Consider the following 13276-nt stretch of genomic DNA (forward strand, 5'->3'; position numbering starts at 1 on the left):
GATGGCTGCGGCGCCGACAGGTCAGCAGACGCTGTCGGTCGGCTTCGGGTTGCCCAGGCCGAACAGCGGGCGCAGGCGCAGACCGGCCCAGGTGCCAAGGATCGCTACGGCGGCCCAGATCCAGCCGTGCAGCGACCCGGAAGCGATGCCGGCCAGGTAGGCGCCGATGTTGCAGCCGCCGGCGAGACGGGCGCCGACGCCCATCAGGATGCCGCCGATGACGGCAGCGAGCGCGGTGCGGGCGGGGATGTTGCGGTGCAGCTGCCACACGCCGCCGGCGGCCGCGGCGACGGCCGCGCCGACCATGATGCCGATGTCGGTGAGGCTGGTCTTGTCGGCCAGTACCGGCCCAGACAACTGGGCCGCGCTGCCCGGCTGTTGCCAGAACGCCCAGGTCTCCGGCGCGCCCCCGAGTGCGCCCACGACCTTCGAGCCCCACAGGGCGAACGCGCTGGTGACGCCCCAGGCGCCGCCCGAGACGAGCAGTACGCCCGCGCCGAGCAGCGCGAGGACCACGGCGCCTGCGGCCAGCGGCCAGGAACCCCGCACCGTACGGCGGAGGACACCGCGCGCGGAGGGCGGGGTGCCGACCGGCGGGGGAGTGCGGCGGGCCTGCACGGCGCGGGCGATGAACCAGATGCCGGCGAGCACTGCGATCGTCGCCGCCCAGGAGCCGAACCAGCCGATGTGGTCGGACAGCACATACGGGTCCAGCGCGGGCAGGTCGCTCCAGAGGCCGAACTGCCAGGCGGCGAGGGTGGAGCCGGTGATGAAGCCGAAGAGGGTGAGCACGATGGTGCCCTGGCCGGAACCGACGGCAAAGAGAGTCCCCGAGGCGCAGGCGCCGCCGAGCTGCATGCCGATGGCAAAGAGGAAGGCGCCGACGAGCAGTGCCACTCCGATCGGTCCGGCGCTGGGCGCGGGCACCGAACCGAACAGGCCGCTGCCGGTGCCGATGACCAGGGCGAAGAGCGTCGCGGTGGTGCCGAGCAGCAGGGTGTGGGCCCGCAGCCCGGTGCCGTTGCCGACAGCCACCAGCTGCCGCCAGGCGGAGGTAAAGCCGAACCGGGAGTGAAAGAGGGCGAACCCCAGCCCGAGGCCGAGCAGCAGCAGTACGCCCGGCTTGGCCCCGTGCTCCGCGAAGACGTAACCGGCGAGCGCGACACCGATGGCGCCGGCGACGGCCAGCGGCACCCGCCGGACCGGCGGCGCGGCCTCGGCCTGAGGGACGGGGGCGGAGGTGGGGGCAGGAGCGAGCAGGGCGGTGCGGGGCGGCGCCCCGGCATCGGCAGCGGTCGTCAAGGGGGTCTCCGGGAACGGGAGGGGGATGATCGGACAGGCGGGGCTCGCGCGAGGGAGGAGCGAGGCGTCAGCGGCGACAGAGCGCGTCGTCGACGCTCCACGGCGTGGCCGCGAAGAGCGCGAGAGCGAGCTGACGGGCGGGTCCGAACATGCGCACCACCATAAGCATCCAGCGGAGATCCCGAAACGCCGTCTCACATAGAGAGCACCGGAATGAGACAGCGGGATGAATCGGCTCCAGCGCTGCAGGTCAGCCCCTCCGTAAGGCCCCAGCTGCACTGAGTACCCGGCGACGGCGGCGCCCCATTCCCCCGCACTTCCTGGTTGTACGTCTCGCTAGCACCTGCTAACTTTTCTTGGCACGAGCAAGGAGTCCACATGAACCTCTCCGATCTCAACGGAGACGAATTGACGAAAGTGCTCGCGGCTCTCTCCAACCCCCATCGGCTGCGAGTGGTTGCCGCCGTGGCCAAGGAACGCAACTACGTGAGCCGGCTGGCTCGCGATCTCGGCATCAGCCGGGCGTTGCTGCAGGTGCATCTGCGCAAGCTGGAGAGTGTCGGACTGGTCTCCTCAACGCTCGAGGTCTCGGCGGACGGGAAGGCAATGAAGTACTACGAAGTCGTGCCGTTCGCCTTGCATCTCACGCCGAGCAACATCATCCCGGTGGCCGAGACGATCAGCATCGCCACCGACGAGAAAGAGGCCGGTCAGGCCCAGGGGGAACGATGAACATCTACGACCTTGACGCGATCATTTTCACGCTGGGCGGCCTGCTGCTGCTCGTGCCGGTGGTCATCGTGGCCCTGCGTCAGCGCGGCAAGACCCAGCGGGTCGAGGCGCAGCTCGCCCGCGACCAGGACTACCGCAGGCTGACTGAACTAGCCGTGACCACGCAGGAACTGACGGACCATAAGCTCACGGACATCGCCGCCCAGCTCTCCGACATGCGCTCGCGGGTCGAGTCCATGGAACGCACCCTCAAGGACGTCGAGTAACCCTGGCGCGCAGGGGCGAGTGGGCGTCATCCCACGCCCTCCCCTTCCAACCGACCTGAGGAAGAAGCACGATGGCCACGCCGCCGAAGAAGTCCATGACGAAGACCAAGACCCTGCTGCTCGTCGCCACCTCCGTCGCCCTCGCCGGCGCCGCCCTCACGGCCTGCGACGGCAAGGTCAAGACAGAGAAGTCGCAGTATCAGGTCGATGAGAAAGTGACATCTCTTCGTATAGAGAGCTACGGCGGCAATGTCGAAGTGGTCGATGGGGGAGGCTCGGGGATCAGCGTCACTGAGGAGTTCGAGTACACCGACGAAAAGCCCCGCGCCGAGCATGCCGTGAAATCGGGTGAACTCTCCCTGAACGCTCCCGGATGCGAGAACGACGACGCCGGCAAGTGCGGCGTCAATTACACCGTGGAGGTTCCCGTCGGAACCGCCGTGAACGTGGAGTCCGGCGGCGGCGACATCACAGTGCGGGGCCTGTCGGGCGACACCGCGGTGAAGACGGGCGGCGGCACCGTGCGCATCAAGGAGTCCGCCGCGAAGACGATCGACGCGTCCACCGGCGGTGGCGACGTCGAAACCTCCTTCACCAGTGCTCCCGACCAGGTCAACGCAGAATCGGGCGGCGGCAACGTCACCGTACGGTTGCAGGACGGAAAGTACTCCGTAGACGCCAAGACCGACGGCGGCAACCGCGATGTCGGGGTCACGAACACGCCGTCATCGCCGCACAAGGTCAAGGCCCACACCGGAGGCGGCAACGTCACCGTGACGACGGCGAAGTGACCCGCGGCCCGAAGGCGAGGCTGCCCCCGGCAGAGGCGTCGGCGGCTCCCTGGGAGCGCGCAGGTTTATGAAGCCACCCTCGGTCTCGACTCCCGGCGCCCGCCGCGGCTACCACCCTGCTACCTTCGGTGTATGACGTCAGCGAAGAAGCAGACCCAGCTACGGCTCGAGGCCGACGTGCTCGCCGCAGGCAAGGGGGCTGCGGCAGCCCGCGGCCTGGACTTCAACAAGTACGTCGCGGCCCTCATCGTCGAGGACACCACCGGCGCACGCGCCGCCGGTATGGCCGCCGCGCAGAAGTTCATCGACGATCACGGGGCGTTCCTGGACGATCTGGAGCGTCGGCTGGACCAGCCGCACGCCGCCTCCCGTCCGGGTACCGCCGCGTGATCCTGCACATCGACGAATCCTGGATCCTCGAGGCCGCCCAGCGTGCCGCCCACCGCGATCCCGCCGTCGACGACTACGGCGTGCCGATCGCCGCCGTTGCCCGCCACCGCGGCGAACTCATGGAACACCCCGTCTACAACGGCCCTTACGCGCGTGCCGCGGCCCTCGTGCACACCCTGGGGCGCTGTCACTGGCTGGCAGCCTCGAACCTGACCGTGGCCTGCGCGGTCGCCGTCATGTATCTCGAGGCGAGCAACATCCCCGTAAATCCCACCCGTGAGCAGCTCACTGCCCTCGCCCACGAACTGCACAGCTCCCGCTGCACCGTTGCCCGCGTCGCCGAGTTCCTGCGCACCTGGAAGCCGTGAGCTGTGAGACGCCGACTGCGGCCCGAAGCGCGGCGAGTCAGCCTTCCAGGGCCGCCGGTACCCGCTTGGGAGGCGCGGGGTTCCTGCTCACAGGGGGTCGTGTCCCCAGTTCATCAACGAGTAACGCCACGGGGTGTCGGCGACGTCGCCCTTGGGGCGTTGCTTGAGGTGCCGGTGGATGTAGCCGGTGACTTTCCGCATGTGGGCGACATCTTCATCGCTGAGGTCGCCCTTCTTGGTGCGCTGAAGATCGACGATGCGCCGTCCTGAGGCGTGTCCGACACTTTCACCGCCGTTCTTGCTCTGACCGACGCTTTTCGACTCGTCCGTCTCCAGCCATTTCTCCAGAGCGGCCGGGGACATGTTGACCGCTTCCTTGAAGTCCCTGATGTTCTTGTCCCGGCCGTCGTCCTGCTGCGTCACGATTTCCTGCCCTTCTTGCGCAGCGCACCGGGTTTGTGCACGGCCGAGCGGCCGGACTTGTCGCTTTCCACCTCGTACTGCGGCTCCTCTTTCGAGGCCTTCACGGTGCGGCCGGCGGTCTCGGTGTTTTCGGCGATCTTGCGCTTCACCTTGCCGGTGACTGTCTGCCCGTGGCTTTTCCACGTGACCTTGTCGCCCTTGCCGATGTCCTTGTCCTTCGCCATGACTCTTCCCTTTCTGCTGCGGACCTCGCCGCACTGGGAGGCGGGTCAGGTGAGGGCGGCGAAGCGGGCAGCGACGGACGCCGCGAACTTGAGCAGGCGCCACATTCGTCTATACGGGGTGCTCCGCAGCCCGCAGCCCGCAGTCCGAAAGTTCCTCACCCTCGGGACCCTCGGGGCATACGAACAGCTTGTCCCGGCTCGTCGCGGACCGCATCCGCGGCTGGTTCGCAGCGTGGGGCTCGCGGCGGCGCCTGGGGGCGGGCCGACGCTCGCGGGCGGGATGGAGGCGTGACCCGCTCGGCAGCTACGGGCACGTCACATCGTCCGGCGTTTCCTCAGCTCGGCGAGCCATGCGCGTAGTTGCTCGTCGTTGTGCAGGTAGGCACCGCTCTCGTCTGCGGGAAGGTCAATTCCCTGGAGGCAGTTCATCCATGCGGCAGTAGCTACCTCAGCGGAAGCACGCCCGCGGGTACCTCCGCGTCCCGCGCCTTGTCCCCCGGCGAGAGCTGGTCGGCGTAACCGGCCTGTGTCCAGACGAACTTCTTGAACTGCTCCGTGGTGAGCGCGCCCTGCCACGGAGTGCCGTCCGGGCAGAAGACCGAGCTGCAGCCGGAGCAGAAGTGGGCGGGGCGCCACAGCTCGTCGGCACGGGCGGCCCCGGCCTCCTCGGCGGCCTTCTCGCGTGCGTCGATGCGCACCGCCATGATCGTCCCGAAGAAGCAGATCAGGGCGAGCGCCGCACCGCCGAGTGTGTACAGGGGCTTGTGCTCCTGCAGACCCATGTACACGAGGGCGCCGCCCATGCTGGTCAGCACCATGCCCTCGACGAAGTGCATGCACCCGTCCCCCGACTTATTAGGCCCGGGTGCCAGGCGCGTGCTCAAGTTGTCACGCAGAGAGCCCTTGCCATGTTGCGCCTTCTCGACCGTCCGTATCTCGGTGCTGCCGCACTCCGGACAGGCCACCTGACGCGGCCCACCGGCCCCCTTGTCATCCATGCCGGACACCCTAACGCCGCATCAGCCAGCGCTGGCTGGAGGCTTTGCATGCGCTGTGGGGCTGGTGCGAGCGGCGGCTAGCCCCGGGAGTCGTTTCCGTTCAGATCACCGATCAGTTCGGGCAGACCGGGGCGCTGTCCCGGCCCCGAGTCCAGGTCGAGTCGGTTGCAGGCTTCGGCGAAGCGCAGGTAGGTGTCCACACTGGCGATCACGATGCGCACGTCGATCTTGATGAGCTCGATACCGATGACCGAGATGCGGATCTCCGCATCGATGACCAGTCCTCGGTCAAGGATGAGTTCCAGGACGTCATACAGTCCGCTGGTTCCGCGTGATGGGCCACCTTGCTGTGCGGGGAGCATCGCTGCCACTTTCCTAAGTCGTCCGAACTGGGCCGTTCAGAACTTCGCGGGTGTTGCACGCCTCGCTCACGGGGTGCTGTGTCGGAGCGGCGCCCGCCTGGAACCTGCCACGCATGTGGCTCACAAGTAGCGGCGGATGGGGGCGACGGCAAGTTCCCGTGCCCGCTGCGTGACAGGGCGGCGCTTCCAGCGTGAGTGCAGCATCTGCGTGCTCTTTCGCAGGTCTTGGTCGAAGTGCTGGTCGAGGGTGGCGGTGAAGTCCTCGTCCAGGACCGCGAGCATGACCTCCTCGTCGTGGTTCAGGGAGCGGCGGTTGAAGTTGGTGGAGCCGACCAGGGCCGCGATCCGGTCCACGGTGATGACCTTGGCGTGCATCATCGTCGGCTGGTACTGGAAGATCTTCACGCCGCAGGAGAGCAGAGTCGCGTAGTAGTGCTGGCCGGCCAGTTGGCAGACCCGCTTGTCGGTGTGCGGGCCGGGCAGCAGGATCTCCACCTCGACACCGCGGCGTGCGGCCGCGCACAGCAGCTCGATGAAGTACGCATCGGGAGCGAAGTAGGCGGTTGCCAGGCGGAAGTGTTCCTGCGCGGATTCGAGGGCGACCCGCAGCAGGGTCTGCATGTCCTGCCAGCCGAAGCTGGCCGAGCCTCGAACGACCTGTACCACCGCTCCACCGGCGGGCGTGTGCTCGATGAAACGGTCCCGTTCATCGAACAAGGTGTCATGACACTCGGCCCAGTTCTGGGCGAAGGCGGCTGCGATGCCGTCGACGGCAGGTCCGCGTACCTGGACGTGTGTGTCGCGCCACTCGTTCGCGTTGCGGGCGTCCCCGCACCACTCTTCGGCGATGCCCACCCCGCCGGTGAACGCGGTGTGCTCGTCGACGACCAGCACCTTTCGGTGGCAACGGTGATTCTGCTTGAGAGGAGAGAGATAGAGCGGCTTGCGGAACCATGCCACCTGGGCTCCGGCCTCTTCCATCATGTCCAGTAGCTCCTGCTCGATGAGGCGGCTACCGAAGCCGTCAAGGAGCAGGCGGACCCGCACACCGTGGCGGGCCCGGTCGGCGAGGGCATCGGCGAACTGGCGGGCTATCTCGCCACGCCAGTACACGAACGTCATCATGTCCACCGTGTGCTCGGCGGCACGAATTCCGTCCAGCATCGCCTTGAAGATCTCATCCCCGTTTCGCAACGGGAGGAGTGAATTGCCCTCGGTGGCGGCTACTCCGATCAACCGCTCCAGACGTCGCCGCATCCGTTGCTTGCGCTCGTCCGCCGACTGGCGCGGCACGTCGGCATGCTGGGCTGACGCTGCGGATCTACTGTCTGTGCTTGTCATGCTCTTCCTTGGCCGGTCGAGGCAACTTCCCCAGATGCCCGGTGTGGCCGACGGGGTGAGCTGACTGTCGAGGAACTAGTGGCTACGGCGGTCAGTGGTTGCCGCGGGCGCTGGAAGACGCCCCGCCGAAGAGCCTCGCGACCGCACGAAAAGGAAGAGTGACAACCGTGGCGATGGCCCCGCCAATGGCACGGAATACATCTGCAATGGCCTTGAGCATTTCCTGGACCTCCATGCTGGGTTTCCTGCTGAGCTGAGCACTGGGCCCCCTGTGGGGGCTGCCTCTGCCGATTGCCCTGCGGATGGAGCCAGAAACAAATTCACGCGGTTCAGTAGCGAGGCGTGGTGCTGGGCATCGCGACGGATGGAGCGCTCATGTCGAGCAGGAGCAGGGCGTCGTGGTCGGGGCTGCCGGGGTCGGCGGTGTAGACACCGATGCGCTGGCCGGGGGTGCCTTCGACGTGCAGGGACTGGGACGTGAGGGTGAGCGTGCCGACCTGGGGGTGGTGGAAAATCTTGTGGGCGGGTTTGCGTCCCGTCACTTCGTAGCGCTCCCACAGACCGGCGAAGTCCGGGCTCTTCAGAAGCAGTTCACCGACGAGGTTGGTGAGGTCGGGTGCGTCCGGGGCCGTACCGGCGATGGCACGCAGGCGGGCGACACAGGCACCATCACCCCCGGCCGCGTCTTCGACCGGACCTTCCCTCTCGACCGGACGCCGGACGCCTACCGGGCCATGGCCGAACGCCAGGTCCTCAAGGCCCTCATCCATCCCTGAGCCCCAACTCGCCCGCACCACAGAGGACTTCCCCCATGCAGCACGTGACCTTGAACAACGGCCTCCGCATGCCGCTTCTCGGCTTCGGCGTCTATCAGATCCCCGCCGAGGACACCGAACGCGCCGTCTCCGACGCACTGGCCGCCGGCTACCGCCTGCTCGACACCGCAGCCGCCTACGGCAACGAAGAAGCCGTCGGTCGAGCCATCAAGTCCAGCGGTATTCCGCGCGAGGACCTGTTCGTCACCACCAAGCTGTGGGTCCAGAACGCTCCCGCCCAGGACAACACCAAGCACGCCTTCGAGACGTCCCTGGGCAAGCTGGGCCTGGACCACCTCGACCTGTATCTGATGCACCAGCCGTTCGGCGACGTCTACGGCCAGTGGCGCGCGATGGAAGCCCTGAACCGCGAGGGCGTGGCCAAGGCGATCGGGGTCGCGAACTTCTACCCCGACCGGCTGGTCGATCTGATCGTCAACAACGAGGTCACCCCGGCTGTCAACCAGGTCGAGACCCACCCTTTCTTCCAACGCGCCGACTACCAGGACCTGATGCGCGAGCACGGGGTGCGGATCCAGTCATGGGGCGGCTTCGCCGAGGGCAGGAACGACCTGTTCACCAACCCTCTCCTCGCCGGCATCGGCAAGCAGTACGGCAAGTCCGTCGCCCAGGTCGTCCTGCGCTGGCTCACCCAGCGCGGTGTCATCGCCATCCCCAAGTCCGTACGTGCCGAGCGCATGGCCGAGAACATCGACGCCTTCGACTTCCGGCTCACCGACGAACAGATGGCCCAGATCGCCACCCTCGACACCGGCAGCTCCTTGTTCTTCGACCACCACGACCCCGAGATCGTCGCCTGGCTCGCCAAGCGCCGCTTGGATGCCTGACCTACGCCACCCAGAGATCGGGTGGCCTTCGAGGGGCCGGCCGCCGCTCGCTCCCACATCGGATCGCCGCGTGAAGGGACTTGCCATGCACCAGCAGGACCCAGCGCCGCCCGGCGTCGGACGATCCTGCGCGCCGCGCTGCTGACCGGAGTCACCGCCATGGCCACGCCTCACGTCACCAGCTGCTCATCCGCGGCGAGCAGCAGACTCCGGAAACGAGCCGAACGCCGGGTCCGACGGTGAGCGGCGGGGCGCGCGGCAAGGTGCTGCTCGCGTACTTCTCCCGCCCCGGCGAGAACTACTACTACGGGGACCGCACCCACCTGAAGGTCGGCAACACCGAGGTCATGGCCCGTAAGATCCGCGACCTCATCGACTGCGACCTGTACCGGATCGAGCCCGCCGACGCCTATCCGGCGAGCTACGACGCGACCGTCAAGCGCAACGTCCGTGAACAGCAGGCCGACGCTCGCCCCGACATCAAGGGCGGGCTGCCTCAACTCGACGGCTACGACACCGTGTTGCTGGGCAGTCCCATCTGGAAGGTGCGTGCACCCGTGATCATGACGACCTTCACGGAGCAGCTCGACTTCGCCGGCAAGACCGTCGTCCCCTTCACCACGCACGCCATGAGCGGCTTGGGCTCCACCGCACGCGACTACGCCGCCTCATGCCGGGGCGCCACCTTCGCTCAAGGCCTGGCAGTCCAAGGAGAGGAAGTCGGGAAGGCGGACGGCCCCATCAGGGCCTGGCTGAACGGCATCGGCTTCGCCATCGCCTGATACGCCAACTGTCAACCGCTGGTGCGACGTCCGACCGAACGCGCCTACGGGTGCGTGTCCGTGATCGCGATGACCTCGTCGAGGCGGTCCAGGGCAGCCTGAAGGTCGTAGACTTTGGCCTGGATACGCTCGCGCTCGGCGCGCAGCATGGCACGTTGATCGGCGTCGGTGTGCCCGGAGTCCCAGCACGGAAGGAGTTCCGTGATCCTTCGGCTGGTCAGGCCGGCGGCGTACATCTGCTGGAAGAAGCGGACCAGGGTGATGGCGTCCTGCCGGTAGAGGCGCTGACCGGATGGGCTGCGCTCCGCGCTGAGCAGCCCTTGTTGCTCGTAGTAGCGCACGGCGCGTACGGAGATGCCGGCGCCGCGCGCCACCTCGCCGATGCGGACCAGCCGCTCGGCCGCGGCCTCTGTGACGGTCATGGTGATTCCTCTCACCTCGGCCTGGACGTCCAGCACTTGCCTCTGACGTCAACGTCAGGTTTTAGCGTACCGGGCATGGACATCAAGAACTCAGTTGCCCTCGTCACCGGAGCCAACCGCGGCCTGGGCCGCGCCTTCACCCAGCGCCTGCTCGAACGGGGCGCCCGCAAGGTATACGCCACGGCCCGCCGACCGGAGACCGTGGACCTGCCCGGGGCCGAGGTACTGACCCTCGACATCGCCGATCCCGCATCCGTGAAGGCCGCCGCCGAGGTTGCCGCGAACGTCTCGCTGCTCATCAACAACGCGGGAATCCAGACGGGAACAGACCTGGTGACCGGTTCGCTGGACGTGGTACGGCACGAGCTGGAGACCAACGTGTTCGGCCACCTGCAAATGATCCGGGAGTTCGCGCCGGCGCTCGCCGGGAACGGTGGGGGAGCGATCGTCAACGTGCTCTCCGCCATGTCGTGGTTCGGGGGCAAGGGCGCCAATGCCTACCACCTGACCAAGGCCGCGGCCTGGGCCATGACCAACGGCGTCCGCCTGGAGCTCGCCGAGCAGGGCACGCTCGTGACGGCGGTGCACCTCGGCCTGGCCGACACCGACATGGCCGCGGGCTGGCCCGTGGACAAGATCGCGCCCTCGGACCTGGCCGACGCGGCGCTCGACGGTGTCGAGGCGGGCTCCGCCGAGGTCCTCGCCGACCAGTGGAGTCGGGACGTCAAGTCCCGGCTGCCGCTGGCGCCGGAGGAGTTCAACGCCGCGATGGACCGGGCCCTGGCGGCGCTGTCGAGTCGGGGGTAGGGGCGGGCGCGGGCCGTCTCCGTAATGCATCAACGAGAAATGAGGGTGCCCTAGGTCACGGGAGGAATTCGGAACCAGAAAAGGCGGATTTGCATCCGGGGTTCTGGCTTATGCGGGGCGCCAGATAAGTTGCTCATCTGGCGCCCCGACCTCCGGCCGTGATGTACTCGTCGCCAATGCCGACGCTTTCTCGCTGGCCCCGAGGAGATTCCATGAAGCCCTCCCGATCCCGCTTGATAGCCATCGGCGCTGCTGTCGCGTGTGCTGCCGGCGCCGTGGCCCTTTCCCCGGCGATTTCGGAAGTGCAATCACCTTCCGAGGAGGACCGAGAGAGTAATGCCGATCGTGTGATCATTGCTGGGGAACGTGTGAACATCCTCAAGAAGAAGAGTGAAAAATGGAAGGAGGGGGCCGAGACGCAGTGGGACTGGTGGGTCACGGACAGCACTCCTGCACGGGTCTATGGCGAGTGCGGAAAAGACTGGAAGCAGTACTTCGACGGTGGCGCGACGGAAGCGAAGCTGTCGCGGGACGGGAAGTCCGTGGTGGTGGCTTCCTCGGCCGGTGGGGTCGCAGTAATCCCGTACAACCCTGAAGGGCCCGCACGGCCGAAGACAGCGGCCTCCTTCGTGGCGTGTCCGGACGGTAGTCCGCATTCTGCCGAAATGCTTCCCGACGGTAATGTCGCCGTGGCGACGGCGAGTGGAATCTTCCTGTACTCCGCCACCCGCCCAGCTGATGGAAAAAACGGTTGGGGAGATGGGGACTATGTGGACTGGGTGGAGCTTCCCGCCGCGCATGGCCTTCATTTGGGACGAAGAGCGAAAGAAGCTCTGGGCGTCGGGCAGCACGAAGGGTCTGGATAAAGCAGACGGCAAGGGGGCGGTCCTGGGTATCACCTATTCCGGCAAGCCTAAAACTCCCAAGTTCGGCAAGAAGTCTGCAAAGTATGTGATGCCGACGACCGGTAAGGAACTTGGGGATATAGGGTGGGGGGAGGGTAATGCCTCAAATGGAGTTGCCTATTACGATTCTCCCCACGAGCTCTCTCCCATTCCTGACGGGTTCCGGGATGGCGGGACCATGGCCATCACGACCGACCTGTCGATATACGAATTCAACCCCGACGCCGCGGGAGAAAAGTTCACCTCGCCTCGTCGGCCCATCCCCGGTACGGCTGAGTGGAATCACGACAAGCACCCACTCAACGAACTAAAGGGCCTCTCCATCCGTTCCGACGGGGCGGCAGCCTACGCACGCGGAGCAACCTTCGTAAAGAACGAACGCACGTGCAACACCTACAGCGCTGCTTATATCGACTTCTTCATCGAGGGGAAGCACGACGAGCTGCAGCTCGCACAATGCAACAACCCAAACGCAAAACCTGCTGACGCGGACAAGAAATACACAGCGGGGAGCATCTACAAGGTGCGCTGGGTCGCTGCGACCCCGGGCAGCCGTCCCTGACATGACAGCCGGGGTTCGCGGGAGGGGGAGGCCGCGTATGAGGAGTAACCCCGCAGTGTCCCGTACCGTCGAACCGTGATGATCAGATCGGGAGCCCCACGCAGCCTCGGCCTTCCTGCGCCCGAGGCACGGTTGGGCTTCGACACGGAATGGAAGAAGACCGGCGGCGGGCCACGGCGCCGCTTGCTGATGGTCGACGACGAGCCTGCCTTCGAGCTCAGCTTCTACTGCGGCACATGCCCGTTCCTGTTCCGACGGCTGGAGACGGCGAGGGAGAAGTTGTCCCTGGAGGGTGTGCAGGAAAGGCTTACCGGGGCGCTGGACGATCCGGATGACGGGGGAGTGATCGACGCCTTTGCCGCGCTGCTGCCGGAAGGCGAGTACCTTCCACTTCTGTTGAGTGTGGAACCCCGGCTGGTCGTCCCCGGTACGGAAGCCGACTACTTCAGCAGCGAGCAGGTCATGACGTGGGGGGTCGATCAGTTCTGGGGGCTGCCGGAGTACCCACATACCCCGTACTACCGGACCTTCGAGACTGCCGTCGACACGGACGCCCACCTGTACGAGTTCGTCGTGCCCATGGTTCCTCCGACGTGGAACGAGAGGGAGCGCGTCGGCGAGTATGTGGCGCTCATGGGGCAGGGAACGGTTCCCATGGCGGTAGCGGTCTCCACGCTGGACGTGTGCGAGCCCGCCAGCGGGATGCCGATCGACCACTACCGACACTGGGGCCTGACCCACTTCCTCCTCGACGGCCACCACAAACTGGAGGCCGCTGCCACGGTCGGCCGGCCGGTGCGGATCCTCTCGCTCCTGACCCTGGGCGACAGCCTGGCCGGAGCGGAAGAATGCGCCCGGTTGCCTGCCCTGCGCGCACGACCTCGATCGGTCCGAGCGAGCAGGACTTGAACCAGCGCGCCGCAGATTCGGTCCGCGGC

18 protein-coding genes and 2 pseudogenes are annotated in these 13276 nt (G+C 66.8%); 11 read left to right on the plus strand and 9 right to left on the minus strand.

Annotation, left to right across the window (positions count from 1 at the left end; genetic code table 11):
* Positions 1 to 21 precede the first annotated feature (21 nt).
* Positions 22 to 1302, minus strand: coding sequence for a YeeE/YedE family protein (locus ACIBCK_RS22360; protein WP_399392746.1), 1281 nt, complete (start codon positions 1300 to 1302; stop codon positions 22 to 24).
* A gap of 378 nt (positions 1303 to 1680) precedes the next feature.
* Between ACIBCK_RS22360 and ACIBCK_RS22365 the strand changes: the two genes are divergently transcribed.
* The 5 genes from ACIBCK_RS22365 (at position 1681) to ACIBCK_RS22385 (ending at position 3849) form a co-directional block, all read left to right on the plus strand.
* Positions 1681 to 2034 (plus strand): ArsR/SmtB family transcription factor, encoded by a 354-nt coding sequence (locus tag ACIBCK_RS22365; protein ID WP_399392748.1) that lies wholly within the window; start codon positions 1681 to 1683, stop codon positions 2032 to 2034.
* The gene (locus ACIBCK_RS22370) at positions 2031 to 2300 is read left to right on the plus strand and encodes a hypothetical protein (RefSeq protein WP_399392750.1); all 270 of its coding nucleotides are present in this window, start codon (positions 2031 to 2033) and stop codon (positions 2298 to 2300) included. Before ACIBCK_RS22365 ends, ACIBCK_RS22370 begins: the two co-directional genes overlap by 4 nt.
* A gap of 71 nt (positions 2301 to 2371) precedes the next feature.
* The gene (locus ACIBCK_RS22375) at positions 2372 to 3091 is read left to right on the plus strand and encodes a DUF4097 family beta strand repeat-containing protein (RefSeq protein ID WP_399392752.1); all 720 of its coding nucleotides are present in this window, start codon (positions 2372 to 2374) and stop codon (positions 3089 to 3091) included.
* A 132-nt stretch (positions 3092 to 3223) separates the two neighbouring features.
* Positions 3224 to 3481, plus strand: a complete 258-nt coding sequence (locus tag ACIBCK_RS22380) for a hypothetical protein (RefSeq protein ID WP_399392754.1) — start codon at positions 3224 to 3226, stop codon at positions 3479 to 3481.
* On the plus strand, positions 3478 to 3849 hold the full coding sequence (locus tag ACIBCK_RS22385) for a fic family toxin-antitoxin system, toxin component (protein ID WP_399392756.1): 372 nt from the start codon (positions 3478 to 3480) through the stop codon (positions 3847 to 3849). Before ACIBCK_RS22380 ends, ACIBCK_RS22385 begins: the two co-directional genes overlap by 4 nt.
* 87 nt (positions 3850 to 3936) lie before the next feature.
* On the opposite strand, the gene ACIBCK_RS22390 is transcribed toward ACIBCK_RS22385, so the two are convergent.
* The 7 genes and pseudogenes from ACIBCK_RS22390 to ACIBCK_RS22420 form a co-directional block, all read right to left on the minus strand.
* Positions 3937 to 4272 (minus strand): DUF3140 domain-containing protein, encoded by a 336-nt coding sequence (locus tag ACIBCK_RS22390; protein WP_399392758.1) that lies wholly within the window; start codon positions 4270 to 4272, stop codon positions 3937 to 3939.
* Positions 4269 to 4496, minus strand: coding sequence for a DUF2945 domain-containing protein (locus tag ACIBCK_RS22395; RefSeq protein ID WP_399392760.1), 228 nt, complete (start codon positions 4494 to 4496; stop codon positions 4269 to 4271). Before ACIBCK_RS22395 ends, ACIBCK_RS22390 begins: the two co-directional genes overlap by 4 nt.
* A gap of 443 nt (positions 4497 to 4939) precedes the next feature.
* A complete protein-coding gene (locus tag ACIBCK_RS22400; protein WP_399392762.1) occupies positions 4940 to 5332 on the minus strand; it encodes a hypothetical protein in 393 nt (130 codons plus the stop codon).
* Between the two features lie 242 nt (positions 5333 to 5574).
* Positions 5575 to 5856: pseudogene (gvpJ, locus tag ACIBCK_RS22405) on the minus strand (gas vesicle protein GvpJ); the annotation flags it as partial.
* A 120-nt stretch (positions 5857 to 5976) separates the two neighbouring features.
* Complete coding sequence (locus tag ACIBCK_RS22410; protein WP_399393122.1) at positions 5977 to 7113, minus strand: phosphatidylserine/phosphatidylglycerophosphate/cardiolipin synthase family protein; 1137 nt, start codon at positions 7111 to 7113, stop codon at positions 5977 to 5979.
* A gap of 175 nt (positions 7114 to 7288) precedes the next feature.
* Positions 7289 to 7417: an LPFR motif small protein gene (locus tag ACIBCK_RS22415; protein ID WP_399393124.1), complete on the minus strand. Its 129-nt coding sequence runs from the start codon at positions 7415 to 7417 to the stop codon at positions 7289 to 7291.
* Between the two features lie 109 nt (positions 7418 to 7526).
* Positions 7527 to 7859 (minus strand): annotated as a pseudogene (locus ACIBCK_RS22420) (transcriptional regulator); the annotation flags it as partial.
* Positions 7860 to 8008: 149 nt separating this feature from the next.
* Here ACIBCK_RS22420 and ACIBCK_RS22425 point away from each other — a divergent pair.
* Together ACIBCK_RS22425 and ACIBCK_RS22430 are read left to right on the plus strand one after the other, a co-directional pair.
* The gene (locus ACIBCK_RS22425) at positions 8009 to 8860 is read left to right on the plus strand and encodes an aldo/keto reductase (protein ID WP_399392764.1); all 852 of its coding nucleotides are present in this window, start codon (positions 8009 to 8011) and stop codon (positions 8858 to 8860) included.
* Positions 8861 to 9099: 239 nt separating this feature from the next.
* On the plus strand, positions 9100 to 9642 hold the full coding sequence (locus ACIBCK_RS22430; protein WP_399392766.1) for a flavodoxin: 543 nt from the start codon (positions 9100 to 9102) through the stop codon (positions 9640 to 9642).
* A 44-nt stretch (positions 9643 to 9686) separates the two neighbouring features.
* Here ACIBCK_RS22430 and ACIBCK_RS22435 read toward each other — a convergent pair whose 3' ends face one another.
* Positions 9687 to 10064 carry a MerR family DNA-binding transcriptional regulator gene (locus tag ACIBCK_RS22435; RefSeq protein WP_399392768.1) on the minus strand — a complete coding sequence of 126 codons (378 nt, stop codon included), beginning with the start codon at positions 10062 to 10064 and terminating at the stop codon, positions 9687 to 9689.
* Positions 10065 to 10139: 75 nt separating this feature from the next.
* Between ACIBCK_RS22435 and ACIBCK_RS22440 the strand changes: the two genes are divergently transcribed.
* From ACIBCK_RS22440 to ACIBCK_RS22455, 4 genes are all read left to right on the plus strand, one after another.
* Complete coding sequence (locus tag ACIBCK_RS22440; protein WP_399392769.1) at positions 10140 to 10871, plus strand: SDR family oxidoreductase; 732 nt, start codon at positions 10140 to 10142, stop codon at positions 10869 to 10871.
* Positions 10872 to 11083: 212 nt separating this feature from the next.
* Entirely contained in the window at positions 11084 to 11737 is a 654-nt protein-coding gene (locus ACIBCK_RS22445) for a hypothetical protein (protein ID WP_399392771.1), read from the plus strand.
* Positions 11670 to 12338 carry a hypothetical protein gene (locus ACIBCK_RS22450; protein ID WP_399392772.1) on the plus strand — a complete coding sequence of 223 codons (669 nt, stop codon included), beginning with the start codon at positions 11670 to 11672 and terminating at the stop codon, positions 12336 to 12338. The genes ACIBCK_RS22445 and ACIBCK_RS22450 overlap by 68 nt, the downstream gene beginning before the upstream one ends.
* 78 nt (positions 12339 to 12416) lie before the next feature.
* Positions 12417 to 13247 carry a hypothetical protein gene (locus ACIBCK_RS22455; RefSeq protein WP_399393126.1) on the plus strand — a complete coding sequence of 277 codons (831 nt, stop codon included), beginning with the start codon at positions 12417 to 12419 and terminating at the stop codon, positions 13245 to 13247.
* Positions 13248 to 13276 lie beyond the last annotated feature (29 nt).

Source organism: Streptomyces sp. NPDC051218 (assembly GCF_044455475.1).
Taxonomy (GTDB): Bacteria; Actinomycetota; Actinomycetes; order Streptomycetales; family Streptomycetaceae; genus Streptomyces.

Bases quoted from the DNA above. Each gene is read 5' to 3' on its own strand.
- ACIBCK_RS22365 (WP_399392748.1), top strand. From the start codon at position 1,681: ATGAACCTCTCCGATCTCAACGGAGACGAATTGACGAAAGTGCTCGCG.
- ACIBCK_RS22370 (WP_399392750.1), top strand. From the start codon at position 2,031: ATGAACATCTACGACCTTGACGCGATCATTTTCACGCTGGGCGGCCTG.
- ACIBCK_RS22375 (WP_399392752.1), top strand. From the start codon at position 2,372: ATGGCCACGCCGCCGAAGAAGTCCATGACGAAGACCAAGACCCTGCTG.
- ACIBCK_RS22380 (WP_399392754.1), top strand. From the start codon at position 3,224: ATGACGTCAGCGAAGAAGCAGACCCAGCTACGGCTCGAGGCCGACGTG.
- ACIBCK_RS22395 (WP_399392760.1), bottom strand. From the start codon at position 4,496: ATGGCGAAGGACAAGGACATCGGCAAGGGCGACAAGGTCACGTGGAAA.
- ACIBCK_RS22400 (WP_399392762.1), bottom strand. From the start codon at position 5,332: ATGCACTTCGTCGAGGGCATGGTGCTGACCAGCATGGGCGGCGCCCTC.
- ACIBCK_RS22410 (WP_399393122.1), bottom strand. From the start codon at position 7,113: ATGCGGCGACGTCTGGAGCGGTTGATCGGAGTAGCCGCCACCGAGGGC.
- ACIBCK_RS22415 (WP_399393124.1), bottom strand. From the start codon at position 7,417: ATGCTCAAGGCCATTGCAGATGTATTCCGTGCCATTGGCGGGGCCATC.
- ACIBCK_RS22425 (WP_399392764.1), top strand. From the start codon at position 8,009: ATGCAGCACGTGACCTTGAACAACGGCCTCCGCATGCCGCTTCTCGGC.
- ACIBCK_RS22435 (WP_399392768.1), bottom strand. From the start codon at position 10,064: ATGACCGTCACAGAGGCCGCGGCCGAGCGGCTGGTCCGCATCGGCGAG.
- ACIBCK_RS22440 (WP_399392769.1), top strand. From the start codon at position 10,140: ATGGACATCAAGAACTCAGTTGCCCTCGTCACCGGAGCCAACCGCGGC.
- ACIBCK_RS22445 (WP_399392771.1), top strand. From the start codon at position 11,084: ATGAAGCCCTCCCGATCCCGCTTGATAGCCATCGGCGCTGCTGTCGCG.
- ACIBCK_RS22450 (WP_399392772.1), top strand. From the start codon at position 11,670: ATGGCCTTCATTTGGGACGAAGAGCGAAAGAAGCTCTGGGCGTCGGGC.
- ACIBCK_RS22455 (WP_399393126.1), top strand. From the start codon at position 12,417: ATGATCAGATCGGGAGCCCCACGCAGCCTCGGCCTTCCTGCGCCCGAG.